13 protein-coding genes and 6 pseudogenes are annotated in these 18,082 nt (G+C 40.7%); 15 read left to right on the top strand and 4 right to left on the bottom strand.

Annotation, left to right across the window (positions count from 1 at the left end; all coding sequences use genetic code 11):
- Positions 1 to 5 precede the first annotated feature (5 nt).
- The 12 genes and pseudogenes from ACEN8J_RS09850 (at position 6) to ACEN8J_RS09795 (ending at position 9,936) form a co-directional block, all read left to right on the top strand.
- On the top strand, positions 6 to 728 hold the full coding sequence (locus ACEN8J_RS09850; protein ID WP_052132609.1) for a thioesterase II family protein: 723 nt from the start codon (positions 6 to 8) through the stop codon (positions 726 to 728).
- Positions 729 to 1,033: 305 nt separating this feature from the next.
- Entirely contained in the window at positions 1,034 to 1,786 is a 753-nt protein-coding gene (locus tag ACEN8J_RS09845; RefSeq protein WP_029515254.1) for a carbohydrate-binding protein, read from the top strand.
- 118 nt (positions 1,787 to 1,904) lie between these two features.
- A protein-coding gene (locus ACEN8J_RS09840) for an IS5 family transposase (protein ID WP_318628283.1) occupies positions 1,905 to 2,668 on the top strand; the annotation gives its coding sequence in 2 pieces (ribosomal slippage) (positions 1,905 to 2,241 and positions 2,241 to 2,668; 765 coding nt in all).
- Between the two features lie 127 nt (positions 2,669 to 2,795).
- Positions 2,796 to 3,182, top strand: a pseudogene (locus ACEN8J_RS09835) (SDR family NAD(P)-dependent oxidoreductase); the annotation flags it as partial.
- Positions 3,183 to 3,470: 288 nt separating this feature from the next.
- A pseudogene (locus tag ACEN8J_RS09830) lies at positions 3,471 to 4,939 on the top strand (IS5 family transposase).
- A 222-nt stretch (positions 4,940 to 5,161) separates the two neighbouring features.
- Positions 5,162 to 5,368 carry a hypothetical protein gene (locus tag ACEN8J_RS09825; protein ID WP_495594446.1) on the top strand — a complete coding sequence of 69 codons (207 nt, stop codon included), beginning with the start codon at positions 5,162 to 5,164 and terminating at the stop codon, positions 5,366 to 5,368.
- A pseudogene (locus tag ACEN8J_RS09820) lies at positions 5,278 to 5,460 on the top strand (transposase domain-containing protein); the annotation flags it as partial. The gene ACEN8J_RS09825 and the pseudogene ACEN8J_RS09820, both read left to right, overlap by 91 nt.
- Before the next feature lie 294 nt (positions 5,461 to 5,754).
- Positions 5,755 to 5,994: pseudogene (locus tag ACEN8J_RS09815) on the top strand (alpha/beta fold hydrolase); the annotation flags it as partial.
- 155 nt (positions 5,995 to 6,149) lie between these two features.
- Positions 6,150 to 7,390: pseudogene (locus tag ACEN8J_RS09810) on the top strand (YbfB/YjiJ family MFS transporter).
- Positions 7,391 to 7,463: 73 nt separating this feature from the next.
- Positions 7,464 to 8,252 (top strand): annotated as a pseudogene (murI, locus tag ACEN8J_RS09805) (glutamate racemase).
- Between the two features lie 163 nt (positions 8,253 to 8,415).
- The gene (locus ACEN8J_RS09800; RefSeq protein ID WP_495594445.1) at positions 8,416 to 9,489 is read left to right on the top strand and encodes an NAD(P)H-dependent flavin oxidoreductase; all 1,074 of its coding nucleotides are present in this window, start codon (positions 8,416 to 8,418) and stop codon (positions 9,487 to 9,489) included.
- A gap of 54 nt (positions 9,490 to 9,543) precedes the next feature.
- Positions 9,544 to 9,936 carry a tautomerase family protein gene (locus ACEN8J_RS09795; protein WP_029515243.1) on the top strand — a complete coding sequence of 131 codons (393 nt, stop codon included), beginning with the start codon at positions 9,544 to 9,546 and terminating at the stop codon, positions 9,934 to 9,936.
- A gap of 157 nt (positions 9,937 to 10,093) precedes the next feature.
- On the opposite strand, the gene ACEN8J_RS09790 is transcribed toward ACEN8J_RS09795, so the two are convergent.
- Positions 10,094 to 10,645: a GNAT family N-acetyltransferase gene (locus ACEN8J_RS09790; protein WP_029515242.1), complete on the bottom strand. Its 552-nt coding sequence runs from the start codon at positions 10,643 to 10,645 to the stop codon at positions 10,094 to 10,096.
- 403 nt (positions 10,646 to 11,048) lie between these two features.
- On the opposite strand from ACEN8J_RS09790, the gene ACEN8J_RS09785 reads away from it, so the two are divergent.
- From ACEN8J_RS09785 to ACEN8J_RS09775, 3 genes are all read left to right on the top strand, one after another.
- Positions 11,049 to 11,831 carry an MBL fold metallo-hydrolase gene (locus ACEN8J_RS09785; RefSeq protein WP_495594444.1) on the top strand — a complete coding sequence of 261 codons (783 nt, stop codon included), beginning with the start codon at positions 11,049 to 11,051 and terminating at the stop codon, positions 11,829 to 11,831.
- Between the two features lie 665 nt (positions 11,832 to 12,496).
- On the top strand, positions 12,497 to 13,243 hold the full coding sequence (locus ACEN8J_RS09780) for a DeoR/GlpR family DNA-binding transcription regulator (protein ID WP_049816870.1): 747 nt from the start codon (positions 12,497 to 12,499) through the stop codon (positions 13,241 to 13,243).
- A gap of 26 nt (positions 13,244 to 13,269) precedes the next feature.
- Complete coding sequence (locus ACEN8J_RS09775) at positions 13,270 to 14,073, top strand: Cof-type HAD-IIB family hydrolase (protein WP_049816871.1); 804 nt, start codon at positions 13,270 to 13,272, stop codon at positions 14,071 to 14,073.
- A gap of 1,114 nt (positions 14,074 to 15,187) precedes the next feature.
- Here the strand turns inward: ACEN8J_RS09775 and ACEN8J_RS09770 are convergent.
- The 3 genes from ACEN8J_RS09770 to ACEN8J_RS09760 form a co-directional block, all read right to left on the bottom strand.
- A complete protein-coding gene (locus ACEN8J_RS09770; protein WP_495594443.1) occupies positions 15,188 to 16,408 on the bottom strand; it encodes a CynX/NimT family MFS transporter in 1,221 nt (406 codons plus the stop codon).
- A gap of 201 nt (positions 16,409 to 16,609) precedes the next feature.
- Positions 16,610 to 17,407, bottom strand: a complete 798-nt coding sequence (locus ACEN8J_RS09765; protein ID WP_102163732.1) for a dihydrodipicolinate synthase family protein — start codon at positions 17,405 to 17,407, stop codon at positions 16,610 to 16,612.
- A gap of 311 nt (positions 17,408 to 17,718) precedes the next feature.
- Positions 17,719 to 17,907 carry a cupin domain-containing protein gene (locus ACEN8J_RS09760; RefSeq protein ID WP_165083947.1) on the bottom strand — a complete coding sequence of 63 codons (189 nt, stop codon included), beginning with the start codon at positions 17,905 to 17,907 and terminating at the stop codon, positions 17,719 to 17,721.
- Positions 17,908 to 18,082 lie beyond the last annotated feature (175 nt).

The following is an 18,082-nucleotide window of genomic DNA, read 5'->3' as shown; positions in this document are numbered from 1 at the left end:
ATATAATGGATAAGATTAAATTGTTTTGTCTGCCGTATGCAGGAGGTTCTGCAGCAGTATATAAATATTGGGAACAATACTTGCATGATAGGATTGAGCTTTTCCCGATTGAGCTTGCGGGAAGAGGCAGCAGGATTGGTGAACCGTTTTACGGAAGTGTTGAGGAAGCGCTTGAAGATATACACCGTATTATCATAAGCAACCTTGAAGAACAACCTTATGCGTTGTTTGGCCACAGTATGGGCAGTGTACTTGTATATGAACTTGCCTATAGAATAAAGGAGCTCGGACATCCATATCCTGTCCATATGTTTATTTCCGGCAGATATCCTCCGGGTTTTGTAAGTAAGAAGAAGGTACTCTATGATTTGCCGGATAAGGAGTTTGTGGATGAGGTATTTAAGCTGGGAGGCACGCCCAAAGAGGTTCTGAAAAGCAATGAATTAATGGAGTTGTTTTTACCGATACTCAGAGCGGATTTTAGAATTACTGACACATACAGGCACATTGAAAAAAACGCTAAGCTTGACTGCGATATAAGTGTATTGTGGGGAAAAAGAGAAAAGGGAGCCACTATTTTTGACGTTGCAAAATGGCATGATTATACGTCCAAAAGTTGTAAAATTCATATGTTTGACGGGGATCATTTTTTTATACACGATTACAAAAAGGATGTAGCAGCAATAATAAATAGTAGTCTCATCGACTTTGCAGACAATGTTATGTGAAGACTGAAGTTTATTTAAAATTTAATATGAAATCAAGAGGCTAAGTTTTTAGGTTGACTTTAATGACCTGTAGACTTAGCCTCTTTCCAGTCTAATCAAAAATTTCAAGAAAGTAGAACCTACGTCCTATTGGAATTATTTCCATGTTTCTGTATTACCAGAATTGTAATCATTTGTTTAAGCGCTTTAATTATGGAATGAACTTGAAGTATTTGTGAAAACAAAGGGGGGGAAATAGTGCTGATAAATGTTGAAAATGAGCAACACAGGAAAATATCAGAAGAAAAATACAAGGAGGTTTGAAAATGACTAGCAAAAAGTTTTCTTTTAAAGCCACATCACTTTTGGTAGTTTTAGCAGTATTCTTATCCACCTTTTGCGCAGTCTTGCCGGTGAGCGCAGCCGCTAGGGGAGCATGGGCACCAAATACTGCCTATGCAGTAAATGATACAGTAACATATAGTGGAAGTACTTATACCTGTCGTCAGGCACATACTTCCCTCGTAGGTTGGGAACCACCTATTGTTCCTGCTTTATGGGAGAAAGGCGGCAGCGGAACTACGCCACCTACAACACCGCCAACAACGCCACCAACAGGTCCTTCAGTAACAAAGCCTTCCGAAGTTCCAAGCCACATATGGACATACACAATGAATGCGGGCGATAAATTCGGTAAAGGCGGAGATTTTGCTTTATTGCTGAGTGCTGTGATCAAAAAGGAAAGCAGCTTTGGAGCAGGCTTACCAGGCAGTCCATCAGCCGGCGACGGATTGATGCAGGTAGAACCAAACACACGTAATGCTTATTTATCTCAATTCAGTTCAAAATTTGTCCCTGCTTATAATCACGGCAGTGAACAAGATCAGGTATACTTGGGCGCCCTGATTTTAAATGAAAAGATTATTAAATTCGGCAATATATATAACGGCTTATTACACTATAACGGAGGAGATTACTGGTATCCGGGAGCTACAGATTCTTATGGCCGTCCTATTCTGGCCAATCAATATGCAGATGCAGTTTACTCTACTTATAAGGGCTATGGCGGTAAGAACTAAGGTGGATTTTAAAAAAAGATAAGCAAAATCGGGCTGAAAAATGCGTTTTTTCAGCCCGATTTTTTTAGGGCCTGTACGCAAACTGTACAACTCGTAGAAATCTAGTAAAATAAGGCACATGAGACGAAGATACGAGTTAACGGATGAAGAATGGAATATAGTTGACCCCCTGTTGCCCCCAGCCCGAAAAAAACAGGGAGGACGTCCGCCCAAGGATCGGCGCCAGATGCTCAATGCCGTGCTTTGGGTTGCTCGAACGGGCGCGCCATGGCGGGATTTACCGAGTTACTATGGCCCTTGGTTTTCAGCCTACAGCTTTTTCTGGCGGCTACAAAAAGCGAATATTTGGGGTGAAATACTGAAGCATGTCGCCATCGAGCCGGATTGGGAGCAGGTCATGGTCGATGCCACCATCGTCCGCGTCCATCAACATGGAGCGGGCGCAAAAGGGGGCAGGACCGGCAAGCAATCGGACGTTCGCGCGGAGGATTAACTACCAAAATTCATGCGATGGTGGATGCGCTCGGCTATCCGCTGCGTTTCGAATTGACGCCAGGACAAGACCACGATTCTGTCACCGGCTATCGCCTTCTTCATGAACTGGACTTCTGCCCGGGCGAAGTGTTGGCTGATCGCGCCTACGATACCAATGCCATTCTGGAGCTTTTGCAAAGCCGAGCGATCACTCCGGTTATCCCAAGCAAACGCAATCGGCGGGTAAAGCGCCCGTTAGATTCTGAAACGTATAAAGAGCGACACTTAATTGAATGCTTTTTCAACAAAGTAAAAAACTATCGACGCTTGGCCACTCGCTATGAAAAAACAGCGAACATGTTCATGGCTTTTTTGACGCTGCTTTCAATTCGTTTATGGCTCAAATAGGTTTGCGTACAGGCCCTAGAGAATTGTACAATTAAATTTTTGAATAAGAACAAAGAGAAGGTTCTAAAACAGGCATTCTCTCTAAAAAATATGTACAATATACTATTTGTGAAAAGTTATGTAGATACTCGAGCATTTGAAGTCCAAAGAAGAAGCGGTTATTATCAACACGACTTCGTCACTTGGATTCGTGCCACTGGCGGGTGCTGCTGTTTATAGTGCGACGAAAGCAGCGCTCCATTCCTATACGCTATCCCAACGGTACATGCTTAAAGACACATCGGTGAAAATCCTGGAAATTGCGCCGCCAGGGGTTCAAACGTATTTCAATAACGATCCGAGCTCTATGCTACTAGCATCATTCATTGATGAAACGATGAAGGTACTTGGTACGGATGCGGACGAGGTTCTAGTGGAAGAAGCGAAAGTATTTCGAAACAACCCGGGCCCGAACGAAGGTATTTTTGTGAACCAGTTAAACAATATGATGTTTGAGCCGCCAAAGGGTCATTAATCCGTTTAATACTTAGCGTATATTTTCGTTAATTATCTCAACTCGCTTTTAGAAAATCCTTGATTATCAAGGGCGTGTACATCGAAGACATGTAAACAACGTATTCGCCTTGACAATGAGCCTCGCGGCATCGGAGTCTAAACACGTGCGCCGATGCCCATAGGACACGGTTTACCTAGGGCTTGCTGAACGAATCAAAACTCCAACAGGCACAAGGGTTTAGGGCCTCTTATGTCGAAGGAAAACGGGGCAGCCCCGTGAAAAACCGTGCACTTGGAGGCGTCAGGATTGTATCAGCGAACCGAGAACCAGATGAACCTGCCCGTCGACTTTTTTCTGCCGTTCGGCGGAAAGCTCGCAGAAGATAACCGCTGGGTGCTGCTGGCCCAGATGATTCCGTGGTGGATGCTCGAAGAGAAGTATGCGAAAAACTTCAAGAAAAGCCTCAAGGGCCAAAAAGCCGTTTCGATCCGTATCGCGCTCGGCGCACTCATCATCCAGGAGCGGCTTGGCACCGATGATCGGGAGACACTTCGTCAGATTCTGGAGAACCCGTATCTGCAGTACTTCCTCGGTCTGCCGGAATATCGGTACCGCCGCCCGTTTCATCATTCTCTCATGACGCATTTCCGCAAGCGATTGGGTGGCGAAATTCTGGATGAAGTGAATGAATGGATCGCTCTGGAAGAAGCGCGCAAGTGTCGGATGATTCATCGGACGACGATGAACCTGGCAGCGGAACTGACGCAGCGTCCGGTAAGCCTTCAGAAACGCAGCCACAGCAGATGGAACTGACGAACGAGGGCGAACTGCTGCTGGACGCTACCTGCGCGCCGGCGGATATCGCCTACCCGACGGATTTGTCGTTACTGAATCAGGCCAGAGAAAAGCTGGAGAAGATCATCGACATCCTGCACGAACCGGAACGTGGAAAGACCCGCAAGCCCAGAACATACCGAGAGCGTGCCCGCCAAGCCTATCTGGCGGTTGCCAAGCAGCGGCGCGTGAAGCCGCGCGCGATACGAAAAGCGATCGGCAAGCAGCTCAGGTTCGTTTCCCGTGATCTACGCATGATCGCCGAACTCGCCGATATGACGAGCGGCCTGCCGCGGCGTTTGTACAAGGAACTGCTGGTCATTCAAGAGCTTTATCGTCAGCAGCAAACGATGTATGACAAGCGGACACACAGCATATCGGATCGGATTGTCAGTATCGCACAGCCACATGTCAGACCGATCGTGCGCGGCAAAGCCAGGGCAAACGTCGAGTTCGGAGAGAAGCTGGCGATTAGCGTGGTGAACGGCTACGCTTTCCGCGAGCATCTGTCGTGGGATAGCTACAACGAAGGGCAGACATTGCAGGACGCCGTAGAGCGTTACCGCGCCAGATTTGGTTATTATCCCAAAGCGGTGCTGGCCGACCAGATCTATCGAACCCGCGACAACTTGCGCTTCTGCAAAGAGGGAATTCGCTTAAGCGGACCGCAGTTGGGTCGTCCGTCAGCCGATCAGCAGGAGAAAAAGAAAATCGCCAAGACGGATGCAGCCGCACGCAATGCGGTGGAAGGCAAGTTCGGCGAAGGCAAGCGCAGTTATGGGTTTGGCCGTATTCGAGCACACCTTCAGACGACGAGCGAGACCGTGATCGGGCTGCAACTGCTGGTGATGAACCTCGAAAAGAGACTTCGGGTTCTCTTTTTGTCTATTTTGCAATGGCTGTGGTTGAGACTCGCGGTCCGCTTGCTCGTTCCACTGTAAAATGTGACCCGTTCAGCAAGCCCTACCTAGCAAGGTTATCCGATGCCTCTCATTGTAAAGGCACCACTACGCTGAATACGTTGTTTACAGAGTTAAGATATCCCGTAAACAAAGTAACATTATCGGTGAAATTCGTTACTTTGTTTACTATTAATAGCATGGTTTAAGCTAGTCAAGATAAAGTTAAAATGTTGGCGGATCGCCAATAGGACTAATGACAAATTGAAGGTGAAATTGCATATCGACAGCGGACACGATGCCGGGGCGATGTGGTTTGCGTACTCGACCGTCTATTCTTCACCGGACGGAAGCGGCTGGTATTCGCTCGTTATCATTGAAAAAAATGGTTTTTTTCCAATGCGCCACACGGAGCAAAAGCCAGTGCAACGATCTACAGTGTCATTGAAACAGCAAAGAAAAACGGGCTAAATCCTTTCAAGTATTTGACGGACCTGCTCGAACAGCTTCCGCAGCTTGCGAATCCGAAAGATCCGGTTGAGCTAGACGAATTGTTGCCATGATCGCCTTCGCTCCCACTGACGTGCCGCCTATTTCAATCAAACTAAGACTAACAGGCCCTCATCTTGGGAACAAGGTGGGGGCTATTTTGCGCTTACACAACTGCTGGTGATGAACCTGAAAAGAGACTTCGGGGTCTTTTTTTGCCTCTTTTGCAATGGTTTTTGTCAAGGCTCGCCGTTCATTTGCTCGTAACATCGTAAAACATGATCCGCTAAGAAAGCCCTAATTATCAAGATTCAATGTGATGTCTGAAAAGAAAATTGAATTTACCTAAGAATGGATATAAAAAAAAGAATTACCAAAATAATGTAAAAATGTACCCGGAGTTTCAACAGTATCTCCGTGAATATCAGTCGCCCTTGCTAGCAGTCTGTGGTGAAAATGATGTTTCCTTTATTCCGGCTGGTGCTGAGGCTTTTAAGAAAGATTTACCTAAAGCCGAGATTCATTTATTAGATACTGGGCACTTTGCATTGGAAACACATGCATATGAAATTGGAGAACTAATGTTGGATTTTTTAGGAAAACAATAGAATTTGAAGATTCAAAAGTTGGTAAATCCCGGATGGTTTCTACCGTCATTTCTTGTTATAGGAATTGATTTTTTTAATGTTAACTAGGATTTATGTTCATATTAATTGATGTATTGAGAGGTAAATTGAATTTAGAAGGGTGACAGGTCAGTCTCATGGAGAATTCAGGAGCTAAAAATGCGAAATTGTTTAATTCCACAAAGACCATGATCGGTGGTTTAGTTATGCTCATTATTGCAATGGGAATCGGACGTTTTTCATATACTTCCATACTTCCATTGATGCAATCACAAGCTCATCTATCCGCTACGGAATCCGGATATTTGGCAGGGAGTAATAACTTGGGTTACCTTATCGCTGCCTTTGGTGCAGGTTTCATAACCTGGGGATCCCGAAGAGCCTATCATCTTCGGATGCAATTGGTACTCTGCATCATTTTAACGGGACTTATGGGAATCACTTCATCATTTTATGGTGGATGATTTTGCGCTTTCTTGCTGGAATTAGCGGCGGCCTTATTTTCGTTCTATCATCAAGTTTAGTGTTGGATACGTTGTTTTCAGATAAGCGTGAAAAATGGGTAGGTATATTTTACGGAGGAGTTGGCGTTGGTATTGTTTTAGTTGGTTTACTTACGCCTTTTCTTAGCATTTTCACTTGGAGGGGGCCTTGGATCGGCCTTTTGATCATTAGTATCATCCTTATCATACCCGTTTGGTCATTTATCCACGATAAAGAGCCGAAACTTATAACTCAAAATGCTGAATCCCTGAGTTCATCAGCGGAAACTCCATCTATCTTCGGCTGGCTTCTTGTTGCTTATGGACTTGAGGGGTTAGGTTATGTAGTAAGCGCGACGTTTCTTGTAGCAATGGTTAAGCAAATGCCTCATATGTCAAGTTTTGCTGACTTTAGCTGGATTATCGTTGGGATAGCGGCGGTACCATCAACAGTGATCTGGTCCTGGTGGGCGAGTAAAGTCGGTTACATCAAACCATTGATTATTGCGCTTATCCTGCAGGCTGTTGGGGTCATACTGCCGGTATGGCTTCCCAATATATTCGGCGTGACGTTAGGATCTGTCCTTTTTGGAGGCACTTTTATGGGCATTTCCATGCTTGCTCTCGCCGCGGCTCGTACGTCTAGACCATCCAGTGGTAATAGAGCAATTGCTTTGATGACAGGATTTTTTGGTATCGGGCAAATACTCGGTCCAATCGGAGCCGGAATCGTTTTAGAAGTGGCGCATAGCTATAGCCTATCACTACTTCTTGCCACTTTAGTGCTTGTTGTTGCTGCTATAATATTGCTATCCGGTGCAGTCATTTCAAGTCAAAAAGGAGCGATAGGAAATTTAAACCATGCTCACATTCATCCTGGTCAAGAGCTTAGTTAGATCCTGGGCAGTTTGCTTTGGAATCAGATACAAATGGAATTGGTGAATTGATTCCTTATTGGAGGAATAAAAAATGCAAATAGTTTTTTTTGATTCTGGTATTGGAGGCATTACTGTATTGCATGATACATTAAAAGTTTTACCTAATGAAGATTATATGTATTACGCAGATACATTAAATGTTCCATATGGGCACAAAACGAAAGATGAAGTTAAAAAGTATGTTTTAAATGCTATAGAATTTATTAGCCAGCAAAAAGTAAAAGCGATAGTGATTGCTTGTAATACTGCCACAAGCACAGCAATCGAAGAAATAAGGAGAAAATACAGTATTCCAATCATTGGTATGGAGCCTGTCGTAAAACCAGCTGTTAAATCAAAAAAAAATATAGATAAACGAGTTTTAGTAACTGCTACTGCTTTGACTCTAAGGGAAGAAAGACTTCAAAATCTTATTACTAAATTAGATATCGAACATACTGTTGATTTATTACCTCTTCCGAGGTTAGTCCAGTTTGCAGAAAGTTTTGAGTTTAACGAGCAAATAGTGCTGCCTTATCTTCAAGAACAATTATCTATATATGATTTAAGTTAGTATGAAACTATTGTTTTAGGATGTACTCACTTTTCTTACTTTAAAGATATATTTAGAAAATTATTTTCATCGGATGTTAATATAATTGATGGAAATAATGGTACTGCAAAAAATCTAAAAAAAGTACTGGAAGAAATGAATTCTTTAGATGAAGGCAATGGCAATATTTCATTCTATTGTTCAGGGATCAAAGTCGAGGATAAGGCTAAATTAAAAGAGTTTAATAAACTGTTCAAAAGATTGGATGCTATTAACGAATATAATTGAAAAGTCTGAGATTTTATTATCATTGATTATTGCGCTGATCCTGCAAGTCGTTGGTGTCATGCTGCCAGTATGACCTTCCCAATATATTCGGCATGAGGTTAGGGTCTGTTCTTTTTTGAAGGCACGAGTTCATCTAATTTTCAATAAAAGGAGGTTTTTAAAGGTGTTTGAGACTGATTTGACGCGTGCTCTTAAAATTCGATACCCGATTTTTCAAGCGCCGATGGCTGGTGGCGTTTCGACGCCCGAATTAGTAGAGGCTGTTTCAAATGCCGGTGGGCTAGGCAACCTAGGGGGCGGATACTTAACACCGGAGCAGCTCCGTAGCGAGATCCAAAAGATCAAGCAACGAACGGACCAGCCTTTTGGAGTAAACTTGTTTGTGCCTGAGCAATCAGAAGATTCGGAAGAAGCAATTTACCGGATGACAGATTATCTGAATAAATACCGCATCAAACTTGGCACGGCTCAAAATCCATCTCTTATGAAGTTTTCAGAATCATTTGAGGAGCAGCTACAGGTAGTGTTGGAGGAGCGTGTACCTGTATTTAGTTTCACTTTTGGCGTACCATCCCAAGACGTGATCCAAACCATGAAACAGCATGGAATATTCATCATTGGAACTGCAACAACTGTTGATGAAGCCAAGCAATTGGAAGCAGCTGGCGCAGATGCAATTGTGGCTCAAGGGAGCGAAGCAGGCGGGCATAGGGGGACCTTCATGAAAGACCCTTCCCATGCTTTGATAGGCACTATGGCTATTGTTCCGCAGATCGTTGACCATGTGTCGATCCCGGTCATCGCAGCAGGAGGAATCATGGATGGGCGTGGACTTGTAGCAAGCCTTACATTAGGAGCCGCCGCAGTACAGATGGGCACTGCGTTTCTAGCCTGCCCCGAGAGCGGCGCCCATGAAACGTACAACCAGAAAATCCTCTCGTCAAATGAGGACTCCACTGAAATTACACGTGCTTACTCTGGAAGAGCTTCAAGAGGCATTCAAACAAAATTTATGATTGACATGCATCAGTACCCCGGAACAATCCCGACTTACCCCATTCAAAACGCGATGACCCGGGACATTCGTCAGGCAGCTGCAAAAGCGAACGACCCCGAGTATATGTCACTTTGGGCGGGCCAAGGTCTTCGGTTAGCAGGCGACCAACCTGCCGCTTCAATTGTAAAACAAACCATTGATCAAGCCAGTGTTCTTGCCCGGAAATTTTCTTTTATTTAGAATGGGTGATAATAAATAGGGAAAAATAATTTTCATTAAAGGGAGGAAGTTAAAATGCCATTACTTCGTTTTGATCTTATTAAAGGACGAGATAAAGCAAGCCTGAAAAAACTTTTGGATGTTGCTCACCAAGTTGTTGTGGAAGCTTTTGACGTTCCTGAGCGAGATCGTTACCAAATCATTCACGAACACCCGGCGGACCATATGATTATTGAGGATACTGGGCTAGGATTTAACCGTACCGATAGTCTAGTTATTCTCTCCATAATAAGCAAAGCCCGGCCAAAAGAGAAGAAACAAAAGCTCTATTCCTTGCTGGCTGAAAGGTTAGAAGCTGAATGCGGCATCGCACCAACCGATTTAATGGTATCTATTGTTGAAAATAATGATGATGATTGGAGTTTTGGACTGGGGGAGGCACAATTTTTGACCGGTAAGTTAAGCTGATTCAATGCTAGTCGTTTCGATCTTAATCGGTAATATCTCTAATTCTAATCGCCCTTCAACTGGCCTGGTAGGCTAGTTGAAGGGCGATTTCCATGAGGTTTGGTATTGAGATGGTAAAATAGGCTTATGGATGGTCCAAAATTACAATTACATCCAATCATTCTGATGTGTAACAACCCAATTCATAGTAAGTATTATTGTTGTAATCAAAGCTTTTAATCACGTCAAGACCAAGCTTTTTGGTGTGGGCAGCGTATGATCTGTGATTGATGTGGTTTATAAAAGTTATCAATATCGGATATTTTTTACTCATTTGCATTCTGGAAAAATCAAAAACCTTTCGGAGTACTACCGTCCCCCTGTAATCCATATCAATGCAAATTGGCCCATACTGATAAGTGTTTTCAGTAGAAAGCGTAGTTCCCTTATATTCTGTATCTTTCAAATCGTCAATCATAAATTGAAAAAAAGGCCACTTAGCCCAATACTTCCATGAGGCAGCCATCACATAAGCAACAATCTTCTGGTCATGACATGCAATTGTAATTCCATTTTCTTTTTCAATTAATTCCTTAAATTGTTCTTCTGTAAATAAGGTTGTTACGAAGCCATCAGGTTTGTCTTTTTCACTAATGGTTGTAATGTGATATTTTTTTTGTAATTCCACTATAGCAGATATATCATCAACAGTAGCGTTTCTATAAATCATTGTTATCCTCCTATATGAAATGAGCTTAAAAAAACTTTACTTCAGCATTCGACATATTGCAACCATTTTAAGTTGTAGGTTTTTGCGAGAGGAAGGCTACACTATGATCAGGAGAGCGTTAACAGGGGGAGAGCGACTGGAATTTCTATTATCCTACCTGTCTTACAAGGGAACATTGGAAAAGTTTTTTAACAATTTTCCCAGGAGGGAGAGGATTTTCAGATCGACCCACTGCAGATTAGTGTAGCCCCTGACGAATAAGCAAATGGAGTTAGTTATTAGATCGCGGCGGGTAAAAGAAAATAAAGTTTTAGACTGACGATGCTTCATTAAGCTAACGGGCAAAATTTCAATGCTAAGTGTATAATTTAGAAGACGTAAAGAATCTAATTTGGAGGCTTCTATGATTAGAGATCTTTGGTTTACAGTGCAACGGATTGATGATAATACATACGCAATTAGTGAATACGGACGTTGGGAGAAAGTACATTCATTTTTATTATTGGGAAATCAAGAAGGGGTATTAATTGATACAGGGCTTGGGATTGATAGTATCAAAAGAATAATAGAGCAGTTGACATCTTTACCTCTAAAAGTTATTACGACACATGTCCACACTGACCACATAGGTAACCATGGCGAATTTGAACGGATCTTTGTCCATAAAGGAGATGAAGACTGGCTAATTAACGGGATTCAAGGCTTAACAATAGAGCAAATCAGGAAGAATATTAGAAGAGATATAACCTTGCCTACTCCAGAAAGGTTTAATCCGGATACATACCAACCCTTTAAAGGAAAGCCGACAGGTTTGTTGAAGGATGGTGATATATTCGATCTAGGGGACAGAAGATTAATTATATATCACACTCCAGGACATTCTCCTGGCCATATTTCAGTTTTCGATGAAACAAAAGGGTATTTATTTACTGGCGATCTGCTCTATGATGAAGTGCCAATATATGCCTTTTATCCTTCAACGAACCCTGTTGATTTAGTGAATTCATTAGAAAAGATTGCAAGAATACCCAACGTCAAAATGGTATACGGTTCTCACAATACATTAGGACTTAATCCAATAATTTTAGATGAAGTAAAAATTGCAGTTAAATTTCTGAGGGAACATGATCTCGTCAAATTTGGAACTGGGATTCATAAATTCAACGGATTTAGTGTTCAGTTCTAATAATCTTGTCAAACTAACGGGAAACGTTAGCTCAATAAAATAGCGACAGTCTAGGACTTTATTTCGTGTTATTAGGTCAATCAGAGATTTCTGGTTGGCCTTTTTTCTTAGGCATCATATGATGGCGGTAGCCGAGAGAACGTTGACTTTATTGGGGCGGGCCCCGTCGTGAAAACAGTTCTCTCACTGCCCTCAATGACCATGTTTGAGCTGGTTGAGACAGGGATCTCGTATCACAAGCGAAGCTATGGGGGAACCATCGTGGGAGTGGCCGCAACTTTAATATTAGGGAGTGTGTTATGGAGCCGGTTGTAGGATTAGATGTGGATTAGTTTCCTATTTTAATACGCGAGGAGTGCAAGCATTTTATAATCAATCCACTTCAAATTAAATGTGCGAGAAACACGCAACTGCGAAAAGTAAAAACCAACACTGCAGATGTCAAAAGATTGAATTTATCAATAAATAGGCAAAATGAATAAAGTCCCTGGACTCTTAATGCGATGTGCATGCGGATCGGGGACTTATCATGTGAAATACTCAATATAAGCGGTTTGCTTAATTTTTGAAAAAAACACTTAAAAACACTTAACAAAAAGCGTTAAATTGCTTATAATGAATATAGGGAAAGGGGGAGGGATTATATTCACCAAGAGGAACGACTTTTGAAAATTTTGGAGTATCTCCAAAGCCGTAACCAATTATCAAATTCGGAAATTTGCGATTTATTGAACATCTCGAGAGATACGGCAAGAAGGGATATTATTAAGCTTGTTCATGAAGGGGGGGTTATCAGAACCCATGGAGGTATTGCCTTACCCTTATTAAAAGAAGAAATAAGAGCCTACAAGGAACGTGTAACCTCAGCAACAAAGCAAAAGATGCTTATTGCAAAAGCAGCTTCTGAGCATATCGCTGACGGAGATGTATGCTTCATGGATGTATCGACTACCATTCAACTGCTCTGTGGGCAATTGGACAAGAATCTGACGGTTTACACACACTCGTTGGATAATGCAGAAGCTTTATCAGCAAAAAGTGAAATTAACATAAATTTGCTTGGGGGCAAATTTAATCATGAAAACCGTTTTTTTTATGACTACGACACGGCTATGCAGTTGAACGATGTTTTTTTTGACAAAGCTTTTTTAGGAGCTGCCGCCATTATGGAAGACGGAGTGTATTTTGCGAACCGTGATGATGCTTTAGTTAAAAAGCTGGTATCGAGGCGTGCCAGAGAAGTATTTTTACTTGCCGATTTCAAAAAGTTTAATTTAACAAGCCCGTTTAAAGGTCTGAATTTTTCCGAAATTGATATTCTAATTACAAATCAGGATGCCCCGAAGCATTCATTGCTGATGTTGCAGGATAGCGGAGTAGAAGTTATCAAGGTGCTTGAGGAAGAAAAGTGATAAAAAATCGCAAGGGAGCATGGGCCATGATACAAGCAATCTTTAGCGATATTGACGGGACGTTGTTAAATTCAAAACATCAAATTACATTCGACACCAAAAATACAATCCAAAAGGTTGTGGGAGGAAATATCCCTTTTGTACTCGTTTCAGCGAGAATGCCAAGCAGCATTTTTCCTCTTCAGCAAGAGCTCAATATTAACGCTCCCGTCATTTGTTATAGCGGTGGTCTAATATTGGGCTGTAATAGGGAAATCCTCCATAGCATCTGTTTATCGAAAAAGAGCATTAAACAAATATACGATATTGTATCGGATCATTATCCTTCTATTAGTTTTAACTTATATGGCTATGACCAGTGGATCGTTGATAACACTCAAAATCCTTGGGTAATTCAGGAAGCGGGAATTATTAATGGCTCTCCCATACAGAGGGTGCTTTCCTCATATATAGAAGAAGATCATGATACTCACAAAATTTTATGCATGGGACCTCCCGAAGACGTTGAGCGGCTTGTACAACAAATCAAAAATGAAGTTACTGGTATCAGTGTCTATAAATCCAAGGGAACCTATCTGGAAATTATGGATGAGATGGTGTCCAAATCGTATGCCATTCAGGAACTCGAGGGGATATTTAATATTACTTATCGTGAATCGATGGCCATTGGAGACAACTATAATGACATGGATATGATTTTGTACGCAGGCCTAGGAATTGCAATGGGGAATGCGCCAGAGGAAGTTAAGAAAATTGCCGACTGGGTTACATCGAGTAATGATGAAGACGGTTTGAAAATAGGCTTGGAGAAATACATTTTGTCCGTTTGAAATGATCCAGTGACATTGGATATCCAAACACCAAAAAAATGTAGGCATTAGAAATAGAACAGAGGGGGACACATAACCCTGAGGATACTGAGTTTATATCTCCTCGGTCTGCGAGTGACGAGAACGGTAGAAAAAGAAAAGCAGAGTGAGACGACAAAAAGAGATCAACGTGTTCCGACCGTTGATCTCTTTTTGTTGTGCTCAATCAGCACGACAGATTACAAAAGAGATGAGGAAAGTTAGGTTGGGAGTTTGGTCGTCTGGATTTGTAGTGAAGAGCTTATTTACCTGTAATGCAGAAGAGCAGAAGGGATTAGTGATGCACGTTCTTATTATGGGCATCAAAAGTCAAGTTTAATGAATATATAAGTATACTAAATATCACATTCACATAGGAAATCATACGAAAAGGTCCCTAAATATCCATTTTTCATCAGCAAGATCAGAAAATAATTTGGCAAAGTTCATTTACTTCTAGATGGAGGTGAGTTGCATTTTGTATTAGGTGTGTTTTTAAATAATATTCTCCAGCTAATTGACAATTTATCATTTGTCGGGTGACAAGAACATTGTTACATTCCCGATAGGATTTCATCGACGGCGACAGACGCCCTTTTATTAAACTAAAGGGCAGGATAGTCAATTTTTTCGCGAATACTTTACATTTGAAAGATATTTGCGAAATTCGTAGATAAGAGGTTATGAGAAAGTAATGTAAAATAGATATTAATTGTAATTTGCAAGAAATATGTCGTACCGTTCGGCACAATAGCATGCAGCGCTTCCATGAGCTTGAGTGAGGAAACTAAATCATTTCCAGGGAGCTTAATGATTAAGTGGATCAATTCGAAAGATCCCAGGAAATAAAGAAATGATCTCGCCAAATTTGGAACTGGGATTCATAAATTCAACGGATTAGCATTCAGTTCTAATAATCTTGTCCAACTCACGGGAAACGTTAGTTCAATAAAATAGCGACAGTCGGTAAGAAGTTCTCTTGTTTTCAACTATCCATTCCCCTTTATATATTAATACCAATTACAAAAAAGTCCCAAAAACAAATGTTTTTGAGACTGGGTTAAAAACCAAGTATTCTTGTTTACTGACTGGTATCCTATGCTACATATTCATTTTTTCCTGCGCCTATACCCGTGATAAAGATAATAACAGAAGTTAAAACTAACATCAGTAAGGAAGTATTCCAATTATGTGTCACATCATGCAACCATCCAAATAAGACAGGGCCGATAGCAGACAAAAGATAACCTAATGATTGAGCCATACCGGATAATTCTGCTGCCTCATTCGTATCTTGAGTACGTAAACTAAAAAACATCATAGCTAAACTAAAGGCAAATCCCACTCCAATTCCAACCATAATTATCCATATTGGAATAAGGATCGTGCTTCCGTGTAAGATACCGAATACCCCTCCAATAAGCAAGATGACTGAAACCAGTACTAATGGATGCTGCTTCTTTAAACGTCCAGCTAAAATAGAGACAATAAACGTAGTAGGAAGCATAGCAAATTGCATTAAAGACAACATCCAGCCAGCTTCATGAGTGTTCAGCCCTTTTTGTTCAAGAATTTCAGGAAGCCACGTTATCATGGTATAAAAGATTAAGGATTGAAAACCCATAAATAACGTGACATACCATGCTAGTTTAGAATGCCATAAGTTTATAGATTTAACTTTCTTTTTAGTTTGTACAAATCTAATAGATTTATGTTGATTTTGTATTAGTGGTAACCAAAAGAAAAGTGTAAGAAGAGATAAGATTCCCCAGCATCCGAGACCTCCTGACCATCCTAACCCTGATAATGAGGAGATGGAAATACTTATACCGGATCCAATAGCTCCACATAAATTCATAGAGACTATATAAATCCCTGTTATCATTCCTACATTTTGTGCAAAGTTATGTTTAATAAGACTGGGGAGTAATACATTACCAATGGCAATACATGAACCAATTAAGATTGTTCCTATAAATAAGGTTATTACACCACCAAAAGAACGTATTCCAAATCCAATGGTTAATAAGATTAAAGAAATAAATAGGATAAACTCCGTACTAAAACGTTGAGCTAACTTAGGGGCAAAAGGGGATAAGAATGCAAAAGTAAGTAAAGGTACTGTAGTTATTGTCCCTGCTAGTATATTAGATATGCCTAAACTGTCACGTATAGAATTTATTAGTGGACCCACTGATGTTAGTGGGGCTCTGAGATTGGCTCCCATTAGGATGATACCTATAATAAGTAATCCTATTCTAGGCTTTAGATCCGGTTTCGGTTGTCCTAGTTGATTGGTTTTTTGTGAAATACCCATGATCGCTATAGATCCTCCGTATTTAATACTAAAGCTTTTCTAAATTAGGTAATCAATTCATTTATTGTTTGAATTGCCACACTTCCATATTGTTCCACAATAGTAACCGTAAAGCAGAGAACATAATAAAATGTTGTTTTCTACTTGACGGTTACTTTTAAACATTTTAATTAAATTAAGCGAATTTTTGGACTTCTCCCGTTAGTTAATAGGAGAACGACAAGCCCCTACTTTTATACCTAAAGAATTATAGTGATTTTTTATGTTTATGATGGCTTGACCACTTGTAACTTTATTAATTAATTGTTTTATCTTCCAAAGGTCTACTGGTTTATTCATTAATAAGTCATTAAAAATTTGTTTGATTTCTTGTGGGTAAACATTTCCTACCATACTAGAAAGTCCATTACATCCATTCATTATCTTTTCTGTAAGATTTACATCTCCACCAGCGAACATGATGAAATCATCTGGTAAGTCAGTATTATGGTGACGTTTGGCATCACTCTCTTCTTTAAGTCCTACAAGGTTAGAGTACTTCTGGTTAATAACAGTCTTTAATGATTCAGCACTTAGCTCAAATCCTGTTCGGAAAGGATTATTATAAAGGACAACGTTTTTGGTGGTATGTTGTAGCAGCTCATTGATATAAGAAATAGCTTGTTGTTGTGTCGGCTGAATGTAAGGTGGAAACTGAATTAGAATAGAATCAAAAACAGATTCCTCAAGCTTTTTAACCAGTTTTATTGCATTTCTTGTTGTTGTAGCTGATACGCCAAACATCAGTTCAACATTTTCAAATTTTTGTTGATTAAAATAATCAATAATATGGATACGCTCTTCAATGCTCATTGAATTTTGTTCGCCTGTCGTAGCAGACACAAGTAGTGAATCTATCCCGTTATCTGTTAAATGTTTAACAATAGGATTGAATCCTTCTAAATATAAGCTCTCATCATCACGAAAGGGAGTTGGAATAGCAACATTAAAATTTTTCATCAGTTATATCCTCCAGTGTATATACATTACAAGAACTAATTTGTACATAAGGTCAAATACTAATCCTTTCAGATAATTTTTAAAAGGTATATTTGAATGACTAAATTGTTCTATGTTCATGTTGTTTAAAGTTTGGTTACATTCTTCAGGCCAAAAGTATTAACTAATCTTTTCTAGTTATTCTTTATTTGTGTATCTGGTTTGACTATGTGACGAGGTGTACTACCCACCGGTTTCTCTAAAAACCAAGTGCCCATTGAAGTAAGAACCGGTACATTTTGAAACGTGTAAATAATAGCATCCTCTGTTTGCTAAGTGTTGCAATGCTCATGAGCAGAGCAAGGAGGAGCTAAGAATAGGTCGCCTTTTTTCAATTCAATCTTTTCTCCATCCACGATACTATAACCCTCGCCCTGAAATACTAGATTGAGAGCTACATTAGTATGACGATGAGCTTTATTATGCCCACCAGGTTTAAAAATTTGGACGACTACTTTCATAGTTGATGAAGTTCCATGCGTATCCCCTGTATGATTATGAATGAGTGACAATGTTCCACGGCCACTTTAAAGAAAGCCTTCCGATACAGATTAATTGAGTAATGGATAAATGTCTTTCCATTTCCATGAACATGCTCGAACGGCAGGCTTACTACTCTTTATTAAAAACTCACTG

The sequence above is a fragment of the Paenibacillus sp. Paensp38 genome, assembly GCF_059491915.1.
The sequence above is the reverse complement of the archived record's forward strand: the minus strand, read 5'-3'. Positions and strand labels throughout refer to the sequence as shown.